This is a genomic window from Zoogloea ramigera (assembly GCF_006539865.1).
Classification (GTDB): Bacteria; Pseudomonadota; Gammaproteobacteria; order Burkholderiales; family Rhodocyclaceae; genus Zoogloea; species Zoogloea ramigera.
Genome location: NZ_BJNV01000014.1, coordinates 79685 through 95106, shown reverse-complemented (window position 1 = coordinate 95106; position 15422 = coordinate 79685). Strand labels below are relative to the sequence as shown.

At 67.1% G+C, this 15422-nt stretch carries 15 protein-coding genes; 14 read left to right on the top strand and 1 reads right to left on the bottom strand.

All coding sequences use genetic code 11. The features are described 5' to 3' along the window. Positions 1-43: 43 nt before the first annotated feature. The gene (locus ZRA01_RS06580) at positions 44-418 is read right to left on the bottom strand and encodes a hypothetical protein (protein ID WP_141350468.1); all 375 of its coding nucleotides are present in this window, start codon (positions 416-418) and stop codon (positions 44-46) included. A gap of 193 nt (positions 419-611) precedes the next feature. Between ZRA01_RS06580 and ZRA01_RS06575 the strand changes: the two genes are divergently transcribed. From ZRA01_RS06575 to ZRA01_RS06510, 14 genes are all read left to right on the top strand, one after another. Continuing rightward, positions 612-911: a DUF2818 family protein gene (locus ZRA01_RS06575; protein ID WP_141350465.1), complete on the top strand. Its 300-nt coding sequence runs from the start codon at positions 612-614 to the stop codon at positions 909-911. A gap of 197 nt (positions 912-1108) precedes the next feature. Beyond that, on the top strand, positions 1109-3082 hold the full coding sequence (locus tag ZRA01_RS06570) for an AMP-dependent synthetase/ligase (protein WP_141350463.1): 1974 nt from the start codon (positions 1109-1111) through the stop codon (positions 3080-3082). Between the two features lie 12 nt (positions 3083-3094). Continuing rightward, positions 3095-3877: an ABC transporter ATP-binding protein gene (locus tag ZRA01_RS06565; protein ID WP_141350461.1), complete on the top strand. Its 783-nt coding sequence runs from the start codon at positions 3095-3097 to the stop codon at positions 3875-3877. A gap of 15 nt (positions 3878-3892) precedes the next feature. Further along, positions 3893-4819 carry a branched-chain amino acid ABC transporter permease gene (locus ZRA01_RS06560; protein WP_141350459.1) on the top strand — a complete coding sequence of 309 codons (927 nt, stop codon included), beginning with the start codon at positions 3893-3895 and terminating at the stop codon, positions 4817-4819. A gap of 14 nt (positions 4820-4833) precedes the next feature. Beyond that, positions 4834-5385: a hypothetical protein gene (locus ZRA01_RS06555; RefSeq protein ID WP_141350457.1), complete on the top strand. Its 552-nt coding sequence runs from the start codon at positions 4834-4836 to the stop codon at positions 5383-5385. A 64-nt stretch (positions 5386-5449) separates the two neighbouring features. Next, entirely contained in the window at positions 5450-6517 is a 1068-nt protein-coding gene (locus ZRA01_RS06550; RefSeq protein ID WP_141350455.1) for a branched-chain amino acid ABC transporter permease, read from the top strand. An 87-nt stretch (positions 6518-6604) separates the two neighbouring features. Next, the gene (locus ZRA01_RS06545) at positions 6605-7927 is read left to right on the top strand and encodes an ABC transporter substrate-binding protein (protein WP_141350452.1); all 1323 of its coding nucleotides are present in this window, start codon (positions 6605-6607) and stop codon (positions 7925-7927) included. Positions 7928-8229: 302 nt separating this feature from the next. Beyond that, positions 8230-9042 carry an ABC transporter ATP-binding protein gene (locus tag ZRA01_RS06540; protein ID WP_218028665.1) on the top strand — a complete coding sequence of 271 codons (813 nt, stop codon included), beginning with the start codon at positions 8230-8232 and terminating at the stop codon, positions 9040-9042. 176 nt (positions 9043-9218) lie between these two features. Then, positions 9219-10454, top strand: coding sequence for a phenylacetate--CoA ligase family protein (locus tag ZRA01_RS06535; RefSeq protein ID WP_141350448.1), 1236 nt, complete (start codon positions 9219-9221; stop codon positions 10452-10454). 143 nt (positions 10455-10597) lie between these two features. Beyond that, positions 10598-11161, top strand: a complete 564-nt coding sequence (locus tag ZRA01_RS06530; protein WP_141350445.1) for a DUF3455 domain-containing protein — start codon at positions 10598-10600, stop codon at positions 11159-11161. Between the two features lie 82 nt (positions 11162-11243). Beyond that, positions 11244-11807, top strand: coding sequence for a sigma-70 family RNA polymerase sigma factor (locus tag ZRA01_RS06525; protein WP_141350442.1), 564 nt, complete (start codon positions 11244-11246; stop codon positions 11805-11807). Continuing rightward, complete coding sequence (locus tag ZRA01_RS06520) at positions 11804-12550, top strand: anti-sigma factor (RefSeq protein ID WP_141350439.1); 747 nt, start codon at positions 11804-11806, stop codon at positions 12548-12550. Before ZRA01_RS06525 ends, ZRA01_RS06520 begins: the two co-directional genes overlap by 4 nt. A gap of 83 nt (positions 12551-12633) precedes the next feature. Further along, positions 12634-13542 (top strand): AEC family transporter, encoded by a 909-nt coding sequence (locus ZRA01_RS06515; protein ID WP_141350437.1) that lies wholly within the window; start codon positions 12634-12636, stop codon positions 13540-13542. 399 nt (positions 13543-13941) lie between these two features. After that, positions 13942-15411: an MFS transporter gene (locus ZRA01_RS06510; protein WP_141350435.1), complete on the top strand. Its 1470-nt coding sequence runs from the start codon at positions 13942-13944 to the stop codon at positions 15409-15411. The last annotated feature ends 11 nt before the right edge of the window (positions 15412-15422 follow it).

Genomic DNA, 15422 nt, shown 5'->3' with positions numbered 1-15422 from the left:
TTCAAGGAAACCTGGGGCGGCCTTACGTTTTCTTGAGAGCCTTTCAGGCCTCGCCCGGCTCGTCGAGCAGGCGTTCGCACTCGGCCATCAGCGACAGGGCGAGCTCCGACTGGTGGTTGGGGTCGAGGGCTTCGTTCATCTCGTGGCTGATGAAGAGCCCCGCCTCCCGCGACACCGAGCCTTCGATCTGGCGCGCCAGCTTGTCGCTGAGGGCCGCCAGCCGGCGCCGCTCTTCCACCGCCAGCTGGCGCTTCGAGCGGCCCAGCCAGTCGGCGGCCAGGCTCGTGGCCTGGGCGTCGGTGAGCCACTTGCCGTGCTCGTAATAAAGGGTCAGCCGCTCGGCGGCGAGGGCGAAGATCAGCGCCACGCGGATGCCGCGCTCGGTGGTGGTCGGGGGGAGGGTGCGATCGAAGGACATGGCGGGGGGCTGGCCGGGGCGGCGCAGCGGGTGACGAGTTGGCGAGCCTGCGCGAGTGGCGTATCGTGACGGGCCTGCCGATTGGGGGCAAGCTGTGCGTTTGCCCAGGCCTCGCGGCCCGGCCGTCGATTTTCGCTTACATGTACATTTCCCGCGTCGCCCGGCCTGGCGCGGGGTTTCGGGGTGGGTCACCGTGAGTCTTGGTTTCGTCGTCGTCCTCGTCGTCTTGCTGGTCTGTGCCAACGCGCTGTTCTTCAGCGAGCGCTTTTTGTTCGTATTGCCGCTGAAGGGCCCCAAGAGCCTCTTCCTGCGCTTCGTCGAACTCGCCCTGCTGTACGGCGCCTGCCTGCTGCTCGGCCGTCTGGCCGAGAGCCGGCTGCACGGCGCGCCCTATCCCCAGAGCTGGGAGTTCTACGTGATCGGCGTCTGCCTGTTCCTCGTCGCGGCCTTTCCCGGCTTCATCTACCGCTACATGTGGCGCAAGGATCACTGAACGCACCCACCGGGCTCCGCCCCGCCCGTTTCCCACTCCTCACAATTCCGTACATTTGAAAAACAGTTGAGCAAACATGGTTTGCGAGACTGGCCTCCTGACAAGCGACCATTCGCGGACACCGCAGCGCCCCTTCCGGGGCCGGCCGGCAGAAGCCGCGGAGGCGCTACCGAGACAAAACCGGAGGAGGAGTGGGTATGTCCGACGCCCGAGGGACAGCCGCGGATGCCGCGAGCCTGGATACCTTTCCGCGGCTGCTGATGCAGCATGCGCGGCAGCGGCCCAGCAGGCCGGCAATGCGCGAGAAGGAGTACGGCATCTGGCAGACGTACACCTGGGCCGAAGTGGCCGACAAGGTGCGCGCAATTGCCGGCGGCCTGGCCGCGCTGGGTTTTCGCCGCGGCGACCGCCTGGCGGTGGTGGGTGACAACCGGCCGCGCCTGTACTGGTCGGTAGCGGCCTGCCAGTGCCTTGGCGGCATCCCGGTGATGATGTACCAGGATGCGGTGGCCCAGGAGATGGCCTACGTGATGCAGGACGCGGAGATCCGCTTCGCCTGCGTCGAAGACCAGGAGCAGGTCGACAAGATGCTCGAGATCCAGGGCGGCCTGCCGCTCCTCGAGCACGTCATCTACGACGACGCCCGCGGCCTGCGCCACTACGACCAGCCCTTCCTGCACGGTCTCGACGAGGTGGTCGAGCTCGGCACGGCGCATGCCGGCGCCCACCCCGACTTCATCGACCGCGAAATCGACAAGGGCAGCCCCGACGACGTCTCGGTGATGCTGTACACCTCCGGCACCACCGGCAAGCCTAAGGGCGTGTGCCAGAGCCACTCGGCCTTCATCGCCGCGGCCCGCGGCGGCTGCAGCTTCGACAAGCTCTCCGACCAGGACGACATCCTGTCCTACCTGCCGATGGCCTGGGTCGGCGACCACCTGTTCTCCTACGCCCAGGCGCTGGTGGCGGGCTTCACCATCAACTGCCCGGAGTCCGGCGAGACGGTGATGAACGACCTCCGCGAGATCGGCCCCACCTACTACTTCGCGCCGCCGCGGGTGTTCGAGAACCTGCTCACCCAGGTGATGATCCGCATGGAGGACGCCAGCCCGATCAAGCGCAAGCTCTTCCATCACTTCATGGACGTGGCCAAGCGTTGCGGCGCCGACATCCTGGACGGCAAGAGCGTCTCGGGTGGCGACCGCCTGCAGTACTGGCTGGGCAAGCTGTTCATCTACGGCCCGCTCAAGAACGTGCTCGGCATGAGCCGCGTGCGGGTGGCCTACACCGCCGGCGCGGCGATCGGGCCCGACCTGTTCCGCCTCTACCGCTCGATCGGCATCAACCTCAAGCAGCTCTACGGCCAGACCGAGACCTGCGCCTACGTGTGCCTGCAGCCCGATGGGCAGATCAAGCTCGACTCGGTGGGCACCCCGGCGCCGAATGTCGAGGTGAAGCTGGCCGACAACGGCGAGATCCTGGTGCGCGGCCCGATGCTGCTCAAGGCCTATTACAAGCGCCCCGACGCCACCGCCGAGTCGATCAACGCCGAGGGCTACTTCATGACCGGCGACGCGGGCTTCTTCGACGAGGACGGCCACCTCAAGATCATCGACCGGGCCAAGGACGTGGGCAAGCTCACCGGCGGCGGCATGTTCGCCCCCAACTACATCGAGAACAAGCTCAAGTTCTTCCAGCACATCAAGGAGGTGGTGTGCTTCGGCAACCAGCGCGACTTCGTCACCGCGTTCGTGAACATCGACCTCGAGGCCGTCGGCAACTGGGCCGAGCGCAAGGGCATGGCCTACGCGGGCTACACCGACCTGGCCAGCCAGCCCCAGGTGTATGAGCTGATCCGCGAGTGCATCGAGCAGGTCAATGCCGACCTCGCCAGCGACCCCAACATGAGCGAATCGCAGATCAAGCGCTTCCTGGTGCTGCATAAAGAGCTCGACGCCGACGACGGCGAGCTCACCCGCACCCGCAAGGTGCGCCGCAACTTCGTCGCCGAGAAGTACGCGGTGCTCATCGACGCCCTGTATGCCGGCAAGACCAGCCAGTACATCGAGACCCAGGTGACCTACGAGGACGGCCGCAGCAACAAGGTGTCCGCCGAACTCGTCATCGCCGACGCCAAGACCTTTCCGCCCCAGCCGCGGAAGGCTGCCTGAGGAGAACGACCCATGGCCAGAAAGATTGGCGACGTGATCGTCGACCTGCAGAACATCTCGCTGCGCTTCGGTGGCGTGAAGGCGCTCACCGACATCAGCTTCAACGTGAGGGAGCACGAAGTGCGCTCCATCATCGGCCCCAACGGCGCCGGCAAGAGCTCGATGCTCAACGTGATCAACGGCGTGTATCACCCCCAGGAAGGGCAGATCTTCTTCAAGGGGGCGCTGCGCAAGAAGATGGAGCCCCACGAGGCGGCCGAGCAGGGCATCGCCCGCACCTTCCAGAACATCGCGCTGTTCAAGGGCATGACGGTGCTCGACAACATCATGACCGGGCGCAACCTCAAGATGAAGTGCAACTTCCTGCAGCACGCCCTGTACTGGGGCGCCGCGCAGCGCGAGGAGATTGCCCACCGCATCAAGGTTGAAGAGGTCATCGAGTTCCTCGAGATCCAGGACATCCGCAAGACCCCGGTGGGGCGCCTGCCCTATGGCCTGCAGAAGCGCGTCGAGCTGGCCCGGGCGCTGGCCGCCGAGCCCCACATCCTTCTGCTGGACGAGCCGATGGCCGGCATGAACGTCGAAGAGAAACAGGACATGTGCCGCTTCATCCTCGACGTGAATGACCACTACGGCACCACCATCGTGCTCATCGAGCACGACATGGGCGTGGTGATGGACATCTCCGACCGCGTGGTGGTGCTCGACTACGGCAAGAAGATCGGCGACGGCGAGCCGGACGAAGTGAAGAACAACCCGGAGGTCATCAAGGCCTATCTCGGGACATCCCATTAAGGGCGGGGGCGAACCATGCAATTCTTCATCGAGGTTCTGATCGGCGGCCTGCTGTCCGGCGTGATGTATGCGCTGGTGGCGCTGGGTTTCGTGCTGATCTACAAGGCATCCGGGGTGTTCAACTTCGCCCAGGGGGCCATGGTGTTCTTCGCCGCGCTTACCTTCGTCGGCTTTCAGGAGGTGCTGCCCGGCTGGCTGGGGCTGGAGGCCGGCAGCAACACGGTGTTCTGGCTGGCGTTTTTACTGGCCTTCATCGCGATGATCGTGCTGGGCGTCGCCACCGAACGCATCGTGCTGCGGCCGCTGGTGAACCAGCCTCACATCACGCTGTTCATGGCCACCATCGGCCTCACCTACCTCGTCGAGGGCGTCGCCCAGATGGTGTGGGGGGCCAACGTGCGCGGGCTTGATCTGGGCATCGTCGACGAGCCGATCGCCTGGCTGATGGACAACTACGAGATCGGTGTCTCCAAGTTCGACCTCTTCGCGGCCGGGGTGGCGGCCTCGCTGGTGGCCCTGCTGGCCCTGCTGTTCCAATACACCAAGGTCGGCCGGGCCCTGCGGGCGGTGGCGGACGACCACCAGGCGGCGCTGTCGATCGGCATCCCGCTGCAGACGATCTGGCGCGTGGTGTGGGCGGTGGCGGGTTTCGTGGCGCTGGTGGCCGGGATGATCTGGGGCGCCCGCAACGGCGTGCAGTTCGCCCTCACCTTCACCGCACTCAAGGCGCTGCCGGTGCTGATTCTGGGCGGCTTCACCTCGGTGCCCGGGGCGATCATCGGCGGCCTCATCATCGGCGCCTCCGAGAAGCTGGCCGAGGTGTATGTGGGCCCCTACGTGGGCGGCGGCATCGAGGGGTGGTTCCCCTACATGCTGGCGCTGGCCTTCCTGCTGGTGCGGCCCGAGGGGCTGTTCGGCGAGAAGCACATCGACCGGGTGTGATCGTGCAAAGCGTGATGAGCACCGCAATGAACTGGATGGCGCGGGGGTCGGGTTACGCTGCGCCAACCCAACCTACGGTTGGAGGCCGTCACATTGGCAAAGTGAGCCCGCACATTGGCAAGTTGACGGTGCACATTGCCAAAGTGAGCCAGCACTTTGCCAAGTGGACGCTGCACTTTGGCAAGTGGACGCCTCACATTGGCAAGTGGACGCCTCACATTGGCAAGTTGACGCTGCACTTTGCCAAGTTGACGGCGCACTTTGCCAAAGTAAGCCCGCACTTTGCCAAGTGGACGCTTCACTTTGCCAAAGTGAGCTCGCACTTTGCCAAGTTGACCCGGCACTTTGCCAATGGCAGCCCGCACTTTGCCAACTCTGTAGGTCGGGTTAGCCCGCAGGGCGTAACCCGACACATGGCCCCGGTGCTCTCCGTCGCTGGAATGGCGTCGGGTTACGCTGCGCTAACCCGACCTACGGAGGGTGCCGGCCACATTGCCAATGGCAGCCCGCACTTTGCCAAGCCCGTAGGTCGGGTGAGCCCGCAGGGCGTAACCCGACAGCTGTGAATTCAACACCGGAACAACCCGCCCATCCCCGGCATCCGCCCGCGCGGCGAAGGAGTTAACCACCATGTTTTACCGTGAAGCCGGCCAGTTCAAGGCCAGTTATGCCGAAGACGCCCGCATCTTCCCGATCCGCCAGGACCGCATCGGGTTCTGGGTGCTGATGCTGGTGCTGGGCGTGGCGGTGCCGCTGTTCTCCAATGAATACTGGCTGAAGGCGATCCTCATCCCGGTGCTGATCTTCTCGCTGGCGGCGCTGGGCCTCAACATCCTCACCGGCTACGCCGGGCAGCTGTCGCTCGGCTCGGCGGCCTTCATGGCGGTTGGGGCCTTTGCGGCCTATAACTTCATGCTGCGCATCGACGGCATGCCCTTTCTGCTGGCGCTGGTGCTGGCCGGGCTCACCTCGGCGGGGGTGGGCATCTTGTTCGGGCTGCCCAGCCTGCGCATCAAGGGCTTTTACCTGGCGGTGGCCACGCTGGCGGCGCAGTTCTTCATTGTGTGGGCGCTGGTGAAGTTTCCGTGGTTCTCCAACAACTCGTCGTCGGGCGTGGTGACGGCCCAGGCCGTGACCATCCTCGGCTACACCTTCGAGTCGCCCGAGGCCAAGTACGTGCTCACCTTTCTGATCGTCGCCTTCATGGCCCTGCTGGCCAAGAACATGGTGCGCTCCTCCACCGGCCGCGCCTGGATGGCGGTGCGTGACATGGACGTGGCGGCCCAGGTGATCGGCTTCCGGCTGATGCGCACCAAGCTGCTGGCCTTCGCGGTGAGCAGCTTCTACTGCGGCGTGGCGGGTGCGCTGTATGCCTACACCTACATCGGCACCGTCGAGCCCGAGGGCTTCAACCTCGATCTGTCGTTCAAGATTTTGTTCATGATCATCATCGGCGGGGTCGGCTCCATCATGGGCTCCTTCCTCGGCGCGGCCTTCATCGTGCTGCTGCCGATCCTGCTGGACAACGTCGTGCCGGCGCTGTTCGGTGACGCGCTGGGGGCCGGCTTCGTGTCCAACTTCCAGCTCATCATCTTCGGCGGCCTGATCATCTTCTTCCTGATCGTCGAGCCCCACGGGCTGGCCCGATTGTGGCAGATCGCCAAAGAGAAGCTGCGCCTGTGGCCCTTCCCGCACTGATGTTCATGAATGAAGCTGTTGCGCGTCCCAAGTCTGAACTGAACCCGTTTTCGTCGTAGCACCCAAACCAAAAAGAGGAGACACACCATGAAACTGAAGCACACCGTCCTGCTGGGTGCTGCCATCGCCGGCCTGCTGGGCAGCGCCGTGGCGAGCGCCGACGAACAGTTCATCGGCCTGCCGAGCTACCGGGTCGGCCCCTACGCCTCCGGCGGCTCCGGGCTGTTCGGCGGCTGGATCGACTACATGCAGCTCGTCAACGAGCGCGACGGCGGCGTCAATGGCGTCAAGCTGACCTGGGAAGAGTGCGAGACCGAGTACAACAACGCCCGCGGCGTGGAGTGCTACGAGCGCCTCAAGAAGAAGGGCAGCACCGGCAACAGCGTGTTCCAGCCGGTGTCCACCGGCATCACCTACTCGGTGCTCGACAAGGTCGCCCAGGACAAGATCCCGATGGTCACTATCGGCTACGGCCGCACCGACGCCGCCGACGGCCGGGTCTTCCCGTGGGTCTTCCCGATGATCACCACCTACTGGTCCCAGGCTTCGGCCATCGTGAACTACATGGGCCAGAAGGAAGGTGGCATGGACAAGCTGAAGGGCAAGAAGATCGGCCTGCTTTACCACGACTCGGCCTACGGCAAGGAATCCCACGCCATCATGGACAAGCTGGCGGCCAAGCACGGCTTCGAGGTGATCAAGATCGCCGTGGCCCACCCGGGCAACGAGCAGCAGTCGCAATGGCTGCAGATCCGCCAGGCCAAGCCCGACTACGTGGTGCTGTGGGGCTGGGGCGTGATGAACCCGACCGCCATCAAGGCCGCCGCCAAGACCGGCTTCCCGCGCGAGAAGCTGATCGGCGTGTGGTGGTCCGGCGCCGAGGAGGACACCATCCCCGCCGGCCCTGCCGCCAAGGGCTTCGTGGCCGCCGGCTTCAACGTGGCCGGCGCCAACTACCCGGTGGTCGCCGACATCAAGAAGCATGTGTACGGCAAGAACAAGGGCAACATGGAAGACAAGGCCCGCGTCGGCTCGGTGTATTACAACCGCGGCGTGGTGCACGGCATCATCACCGTCGAGGCGATCCGCAAGGCCCAGGAGAAATACGGCAAGGGCAAGGCCCTCACCGGCGAGCAGATGCGCTGGGGCTTCGAGAACCTCAACCTCGACGACGCCCGCCTGAAGGCCCTCGGCGCCACCGGCTTCATGCCGCCCCTCAAGATCACCTGCGCCGACCACGAAGGCCCGGGCAAGGTGAAGTTCCAGCAGTGGGACGGCAGCCAGTGGAAGGTCATCACCGACTGGGTCGAGTCCGACCGCCCGCTGGTGCGCGGCATGATCGAGGAGTCCGCCGCCGCCTACGCCAAGGAAAAGGGTATCAAGCCGCGCGACTGCTCGAAGGAGAGCTGAGCTCGATTAGGCCGCTTGTAGGTCGGGTTAGCGCAGCGTAACCCGACGCCTCTCTCCACGGTGAGCAGTGGGAGCCGTGCGTCGGGTTACGCCCTTCGGGCTAACCCGACCTACGGGGCCGATGAGCGGGAAAGCTTCGTAGGTCGGGTTAGCGCAGCGTAACCCGACGCCTCTCCCGCGACGGAGAGCGCCGGGGCCGGGTGTCGGGTTACGCCCCTTGGGCCAACCCGACCTACGGAGCCAACCCGACCTACAGCGAACAAGAATGATCGAGGGCGGCCCGCGCCGCCCCGCACAGGAGGATGGCCGACGCCATGTCTTACCTCAGCATCAACAACATCGAGGTCATCTACGACCACGTGATCCTCGTGCTCAAGGGCGTCTCCCTCCAGGTGCCCCAGGGCAAGATCGTCGCCCTGCTCGGCGCCAACGGGGCGGGCAAGAGCACCACCCTCAAGTCCATCTCCAACCTGCTGCGGGCCGAGCGGGGCGACGTGACCAAGGGCTCGGTGGAGTTCAAGGGCAACCGCATCGACCAGCTCACGCCGGCCGACCTGGTGCGGCGCGGGGTGATCCAGGTGATGGAAGGGCGCCACTGCTTCGGCCACCTGTCGATCGAGGAGAACCTCCTCACCGGCGCCTACACCCGCAGCCAGAGCCGCGCCGAGCTGAAGGAAAGCCTCGAGAAGGTGTATGCCTACTTCCCGCGCCTCAAGACGCGGCGCACGTCCCAGGCGGGCTACACGTCGGGCGGCGAGCAGCAGATGTGCGCCATCGGCCGCGCGCTGATGGCCAAGCCCGAGATGATCCTGCTCGACGAACCGTCGATGGGCCTCGCCCCGCAGATCGTCGAGGAGATCTTCGAGATCGTGAAGGATCTCAACAGCAAGGAGAACGTGAGCTTCCTGCTGGCCGAACAGAACACCATGGTGGCGCTGCGCTACGCCGACTTCGGCTACATCCTCGAGAACGGCCGCGTGGTGATGGAAGGCGAAGCCGCCGACCTGCGCACCAACGAGGACGTGAAGGAGTTCTACCTGGGGCTTTCGTCGGAAGGACGGAAGAGCTTCAGGGAGGTGAAGCATTACCGGCGACGGAAGAGGTGGTTGTCGTAGGGGGGCGGGCGTTGGCTGCGGTTGCGTATCCGCTTGGTTGCTGGTTGCTGGTCCCCATCAGCGACCAGCAACCAAGCCGAACCCTCAGCCAACGCAAGGCCGAGCCAACGAAACCCCGCCGCTCTCCGGCACAAAGCAACCCCGCGCAAAGCGCCCCCACGTACTGCGGAGACACCATGAAATACTACGATGCCCGTGAAACCCGCGACCCCGCAGCCCGCGAGCAGGAGCTGCTGGCCCGTCTGCCGGCGCAGATCGCCCACGCCAAGGCCCGGGCGCCGGCCTTCGCGGCCCTGCTGCAGGACGTGGACCCGGCCGCCATCACCACCCGCGAAGCGCTGGCAAGCCTGCCGGTGATCCGCAAGTCCGAGCTCCTCGAACGGCAGAAGCTCGCGCGGCCCTTCGGTGGTTTTGCGGCCACCGGCTGGGGGCCGGGGTGCGCGCGGGTGTTCGCCTCGCCGGGGCCGATCTACGAGCCGGAGGGCGCGCGCAAGGATTACTGGCGGCTGGCGCGGGCCTTCCATGCGGCGGGTTTCCGGGCCGGCGACCTGGTGCACAACACCTTCTCGTACCACTTCACGCCCGCCGGTTCGATGATGGAAACCGCGGCCCAGGCGCTGGGCTGCACGGTGTTTCCGGCCGGGGTGGGGCAGACCGAGCAGCAGCTCGCAGCGATGCTCGACCTGCGCCCCGACGCCTACGCCGGCACGCCGTCCTTCCTGCGCATCCTGCTCGACAAGGCGGCCGAGGCGGGCCTGCGCCTCGACAGCCTGAAAAAGGCCTTCGTCTCCGGCGAGGCCTTTCCGCCCAGCCAGCGGCAGGCGCTTGCCGCGGCCGGCATCCAGGCCTACCAGGCCTATGCCACCGCCGACATCGGCCTGATTGCCTTCGAGACGCCGGCGCTGGAGGGCATGGTGCTCGACGAGGACGTGCTCCTCGAGATCGTCCGCCCCGGCACCGGCGACCCGGTGGCCCCCGGCGAGGTGGGCGAGGTGGTGGTGACCAGCTTCAACCCCGACTATCCGCTGATCCGCTTCGGCACCGGCGACCTGTCGGCGGTGCTGCCGGGCGTCTCGCCCTGCGGGCGCACCAACACGCGCATCCGCGGCTGGCTCGGGCGGGCCGACCAGACCACCAAGGTGCGCGGCATGTTCGTGCACCCGGGGCAGGTGGCGGCGGTGCTCAAGCGCCACCCGGAGCTCGGCCGCGGCCGCCTGGTGGTGGACAACCCCGATCACAACGACCGCATGACCCTGCACTGCGAGGTGGTCAGCCCGCCGGCGGGACTCGCCGAGGCGCTGGCCGGCTCGATCCGCGAGCTCACCAAGCTGCGCGGCGAGGTGAGCTTCTGCGCCCCGGGCAGCCTGGCCAACGACGGCAAGGTGATCGACGACATCCGTCGCTACGAGTAGCGCCGGGCCGCCACGCAGGGCACCCGGCGGGTGCCGAAAAAATATTTTCGGGCGGGTGCATCCAGTCGCGGGGCTGGCGGGTAGTGGACATGACGGCGCATCAAACGCCGGTCTCTACCCCCAACCCCGACTGGAGAAAAACCATGAAAACCACCCCCGCTTCCATCACTGCCCGCCTGTCCCTCATCGCCGCCGCCGGCCTGCTCGGCGCCTGCTCGTCGATGGGCTCCGCGCCGATGGCCTCCAGCCAGAGCGGCCTGCCCGACACCATCAAGGTGCCGGCCGGCAACCACCTGGCCTGGGAGACCACCGGCACCGGCGAGATCACCTACGAATGCCGCGACAAGGCCAATGCGCCGGGGCAGACCGAGTGGGTTTTCGTCGGCCCGAAGGCGGTGCTCACGGATCGCGCCGGCAAGGCGGTCGGCAGCTACTACGGCCCGCCGGCGACCTGGGAGGCGCTCGATGGCTCCAAGCTCACCGCCACCCAGCTGGCCGTCGCGCCGTCTGGCGCCGGCAATCTGCCTTACCAGCTGGTCAAGGCCAACCCGGCCAGCGGCAGCGGGGCGCTGGTCGGCGTGACCTACATCCAGCGCGTCGCGCTGAAGGGCGGCGTGGCGCCGGCTGCCGAGTGCAACACCGGCAAGCGCGGCCAGCGCGAGACGGTGGCCTATCAGGCTGACTACCTGTTCTGGAAAGCGCTCTGAGCATTCAAGACGCTTCGGGTAAGATCGGTCTGGCCGCCGCGGGCACCTCGCCTGTGGTGGCCAAACCCGAGCCCCGCCCAACGTGCCAGCCCTGCCCGAGTTCGATTACGAAGCCACCCTGGCTGCTTGCGCCGCCGGCGAGCGGGCGGCCATGCAGCGCCTGTACGCCCAGGAGGGCGGGCGTCTGCTCGGCGTGGTGCAGCGCATCGTGCGCGATGCCGCCCTCGCCGAGGACATCGTCCATGACGCCTGCGTGAACATCTGGACCCGCGCCGCCCGCTTCGACCCGGCGCGCGGTTCGGCCCGCGGCTGGATCTACAGCGTGGCCCGCAACCTCGCGCTCAACGCGGTGCGCGACGGCGCGCGGGAGCTGGCGGTGGATGACGACACCGCCGCGGCCCTCGACGCCCGCGCCTCGCTGGAGGCCTGGCACGACATGGCCGACGCCTTCGCGTGGCAGGACAGCGCGGGCCGCCTCGGGCCCTGTCTCGAACAACTCGAGCCGGTGCGGCGCAACTGCATCCTCCACGCCTACGTGGATGGCTTGTCCCACAATGAGATCGCCCGGCGGCTGGAAGCGCCGCTCGGCACCGTGAAGGCCTGGATCAAACGCAGCCTGGCCGCCCTGCGGGAGTGCATGGGATGAGCACGACGAAGACCGGCAACATTCCCCCCGAACGCCACGCACTCCACGAACTCGCCGGCGAGTATGTGCTGGGCACCTTGTCCGCGGCCCGCCGCCGGGAGGTCGAGGCGCGGCTTGCCGATGATCTGCAGCTGCAGGCTGCCGTCCATGCCTGGGAAGACCGGCTGCTGCCGCTCACCGGCCTGGTCGAGCCGGTGGCGTCGTCGCCGCGGCTGTGGGCGCGCATCGAGCGTAGCCTCGACGCGCTGGCCGTGCCGGCGCCGCGGCCGGCCCCGCGCCGGGCGTGGTGGCGCTGGGACAGCTTGGCCCTGTGGCGTGGCCTCACGGCTGGGGGCTTCGCGATCGCTACGCTGCTGGCGGCGGTGCTGGTCGGCCGCCTGGCCGAGCCGCCGGCCGAGGCGCGCTTCATGGTGGTGCTGGTGGCCCCCGACGACAAGGCGCCGGGCTGGGTGGTGCAGGCCGGCGCGTCCGGCGCCCGGCAGGTGGAGCTGATCCCCCTCGGTGCCGTCGAGGTGCCCCGCGACAAGGCGCTGCAGTTCTGGACCAAGGCCGAGGGCTGGAGCGCGCCGGTGTCGCTGGGCCTCGTCACGCCGGGCCAGACCCTGCGGGTGCCGGCGGGCAGCCTTCCGGCGGTGCAGCCCGACCAGCTCTTCGAGCTGACCCTCGAGCCACGCAGCGGCTCGCCCACCGGCCGCCCCACCGGCCCCGTCCGCTACATCGGCCGCGCCGTGAAGGTGATGTAGCCGGCGCGCATGTGGAGAGCCCGGATCGAAGCGGCGCCGGGCTTCTGGCACACTCGGCTTCCCCTTCCTGTCGTGCCGCTGCCATGCAGAGTTTCCTGCTCCTCCTGCCGGATTTCGCGCTGATCGCCCTTGGCGTGCTGCTGCGCCGCTTCTTCGGGCTGGGGGACGGGTTCTGGCCGGGGGTCGAGCGGCTGGTGTATTTCGTGTTCTTCCCGGCGCTGCTCTTCAACGCCCTGGCGCGGGCCAGCATCGACCTCGTCGCGATGGCGCCGCTGCTGGCGGTGGGGCTGCTGTGCATGGCGGCCGGGCTGCTGCTGGCGCTTGCCGGGCGGCCGCTGCTGGGGCTGGACGCGATGGGCTTTGCGTCGCGGGCCCAGTGCGCCTACCGCTTCAACACCTACATCGGTATCGCGGTGGCGGGCAAGTTTGCCGGCGCGCCGGGCCTGGCGATGATGGGCGCCCTGTGCGGCGCGATGGTGCCCTTCGCCAACATGGCTGCGGTGGGCATGCTGGCGCGCCACGGGCAGGGCCGCCTGCTGCGGGAGCTGCTGCGCAACCCGCTGATCATCGCCACCGTGGCCGGGCTGGCCTTCAACCTGTCGGGGGCGCGGCTGCCGGAGCCGGTGCTGCCCTTCATGCAGCGCCTCGCCGACGCGGCGGTGACCCTCGGCCTGCTGGCGGTGGGGGCGGCGCTGCGCGGCGGTGGCCAGGCGGGCCGCCGCATCGGCGCGGTTTATCTATGCCTGGTGAAGCTGCTGGCCTTGCCGGCGCTGGCCTGGTGGCTGGCGACCGCCTTCGGGCTGGGCGGGGTGGCGTTTGCGACGGCGGTGATCTTTGCCGCGCTGCCGACGGCCTCGTCGGCCTACATCCTGGCAATGCGGATGGGCGGCGACGGCCCCGGCGTGGCCTGGCTGATCTCGGCCACCACGGTGGCTGCGGCGCTCACGCTGACCGGCTGGCTGGCGGTGCTGACCCGCTGGGGGCCGGGCTAGCCCGGGCCGGGCGGCCCATCACGCGCAAGGCGGAGCGCCGCCCCTGACATCCCGGGGGCTTCACCGAGGCCCCGTGGCCGGCGCTCACCTACCTCTTTGGTAAGCACTCCGGCCTCCTCGACGCCACCTGCCCGCCAGCGGTTGTCACCGGCGGCGTGACCGGCATCATCCCCACTCGCAGCCGCGCTCCGTTCCACGGGAGCGCTCGCCCCACCCATCCCGGCGCCCGGAAGACCGGGGCGCCGTGTTCCATCGTGCGCCTCCGGGCTGCTGCTGCGGGGTGTCTGGGGTGATCTATATTGCTCATCATAAGCAGGAATATGTCGTCTTTGCTCATACCCCCAAAGAACTAGACTGCGGTTGTAGTTCTTCCAGTGAGCTTTTCTTCAGGAGACGGCGATGAGTGCAACTGCGGTGGGCGGGCCCACCCCTTACCAGGGTAACGACAAGCTTTTATTCGGCATCATCATGGGTGTGATCGCGTTCTGGTTGTTTGCCCAGACGACCTTGAACGTGGCGCCCGACATGCAGAAGGATCTCGGGCTGGACGCCAGCATGATGAACATCGCGGTGGCGATCACGGCGCTGTTCTCCGGCATCTTCATCGTGGTGATCGGCGGGCTCGCCGACCGCGTCGGCCGCCTGAAGGTCGTGAAGATCGGCTTCTTCCTCAACATGCTGGGCTCGCTGCTGATCGGCCTGGCGCCGGCCGGCGATCTGGCCACCGCCTTCCTGCTCACTGGCCGTGCCCTGCAGGGCTTGTCGGCGGCCTGCATCATGCCGGCCAGCCTGGCGCTGGTTAAGACCTACTGGGATGGCCCGGCGCGTCAGCGCGCGGTGAGCCTGTGGTCCATCGGCTCGTGGGGTGGTTCCGGCGTGTGTTCGCTGTTCGGCGGCTTCATGGCGCAGAACTTCGGATGGCGTTACATCTTCTTCTCGTCGATCATCGTTTCCGTGATCGGCCTGCTGATGATCAAGGGCACCCCGGACAGCAAGGCTGAAACCAAGGGTGACTACAAGTTCGACTTCGCCGGCGTTGTGACCTTCATGATCGCCATGGTCGCGCTGCAGATCCTCGTCACCCAGGGTAACAAGCTCGGCTGGACCAGCCCGTTCATCCTCAGCCTGGCGGGCATCACCGCGGTCTTCGGCATCCTGTTCTTCACGATCGAGTCACGCGCCGCCCAGGGTTTTGTCGATTTCAAGCTGTTCCGCAACCCCACCTACACCGGCGCAACCATCTCCAACTTCCTGCTCAACGGCGTCGCCGGCACCCTGCTGGTGTCCCTGCAGCTGGTGCAGCTCGGCGGCAGCATGAGCGCCCAGCAGGCCGGTGCGCTGACCCTTGGCTACGCGGTGGCGATCATCGCCTTCATCCGTGTCGGCGAGAAGCTGCTGCAGCGCTTCGGTGCCCGCAAGCCGATGATCTGGGGCTGCCTGATCACCGGCCTCGCCATCGTCCTGCTGTCCCCGGCCAACCTGATGCTGGCCGACTACAAGGTGCTGGCGATGATCGGCTACACCCTGTTCGGGGTCGGCCTGGCCTTCTACGCCACGCCCTCCACCGACGCCGCCCTGTCGAGCCTGCCGGCTGCGCAGGCCGGTTCCGGTGCCGGCATCTACAAGATGGCCTCGTCCCTCGGTGCGGCCTTCGGTGTGGCGATTTCCGCGGCGATCTTCACCGCGCTGAGCGCCAACCCGGAAAGCGTCACCTGGCTCGAAGGGGTGATCACCTTCGTCGGTCGCCAGGACAACCTGGCGGTGCGCGAGGCGGCCGTCATCGCGCTGATGTTCAACGTCTTCATGGTCCTCGTCGCGATCCTCTCGATCATGCTGACGGTGCCCAAGGTCAGCGCCAGGAAAAACTGAGTCACCTCCCT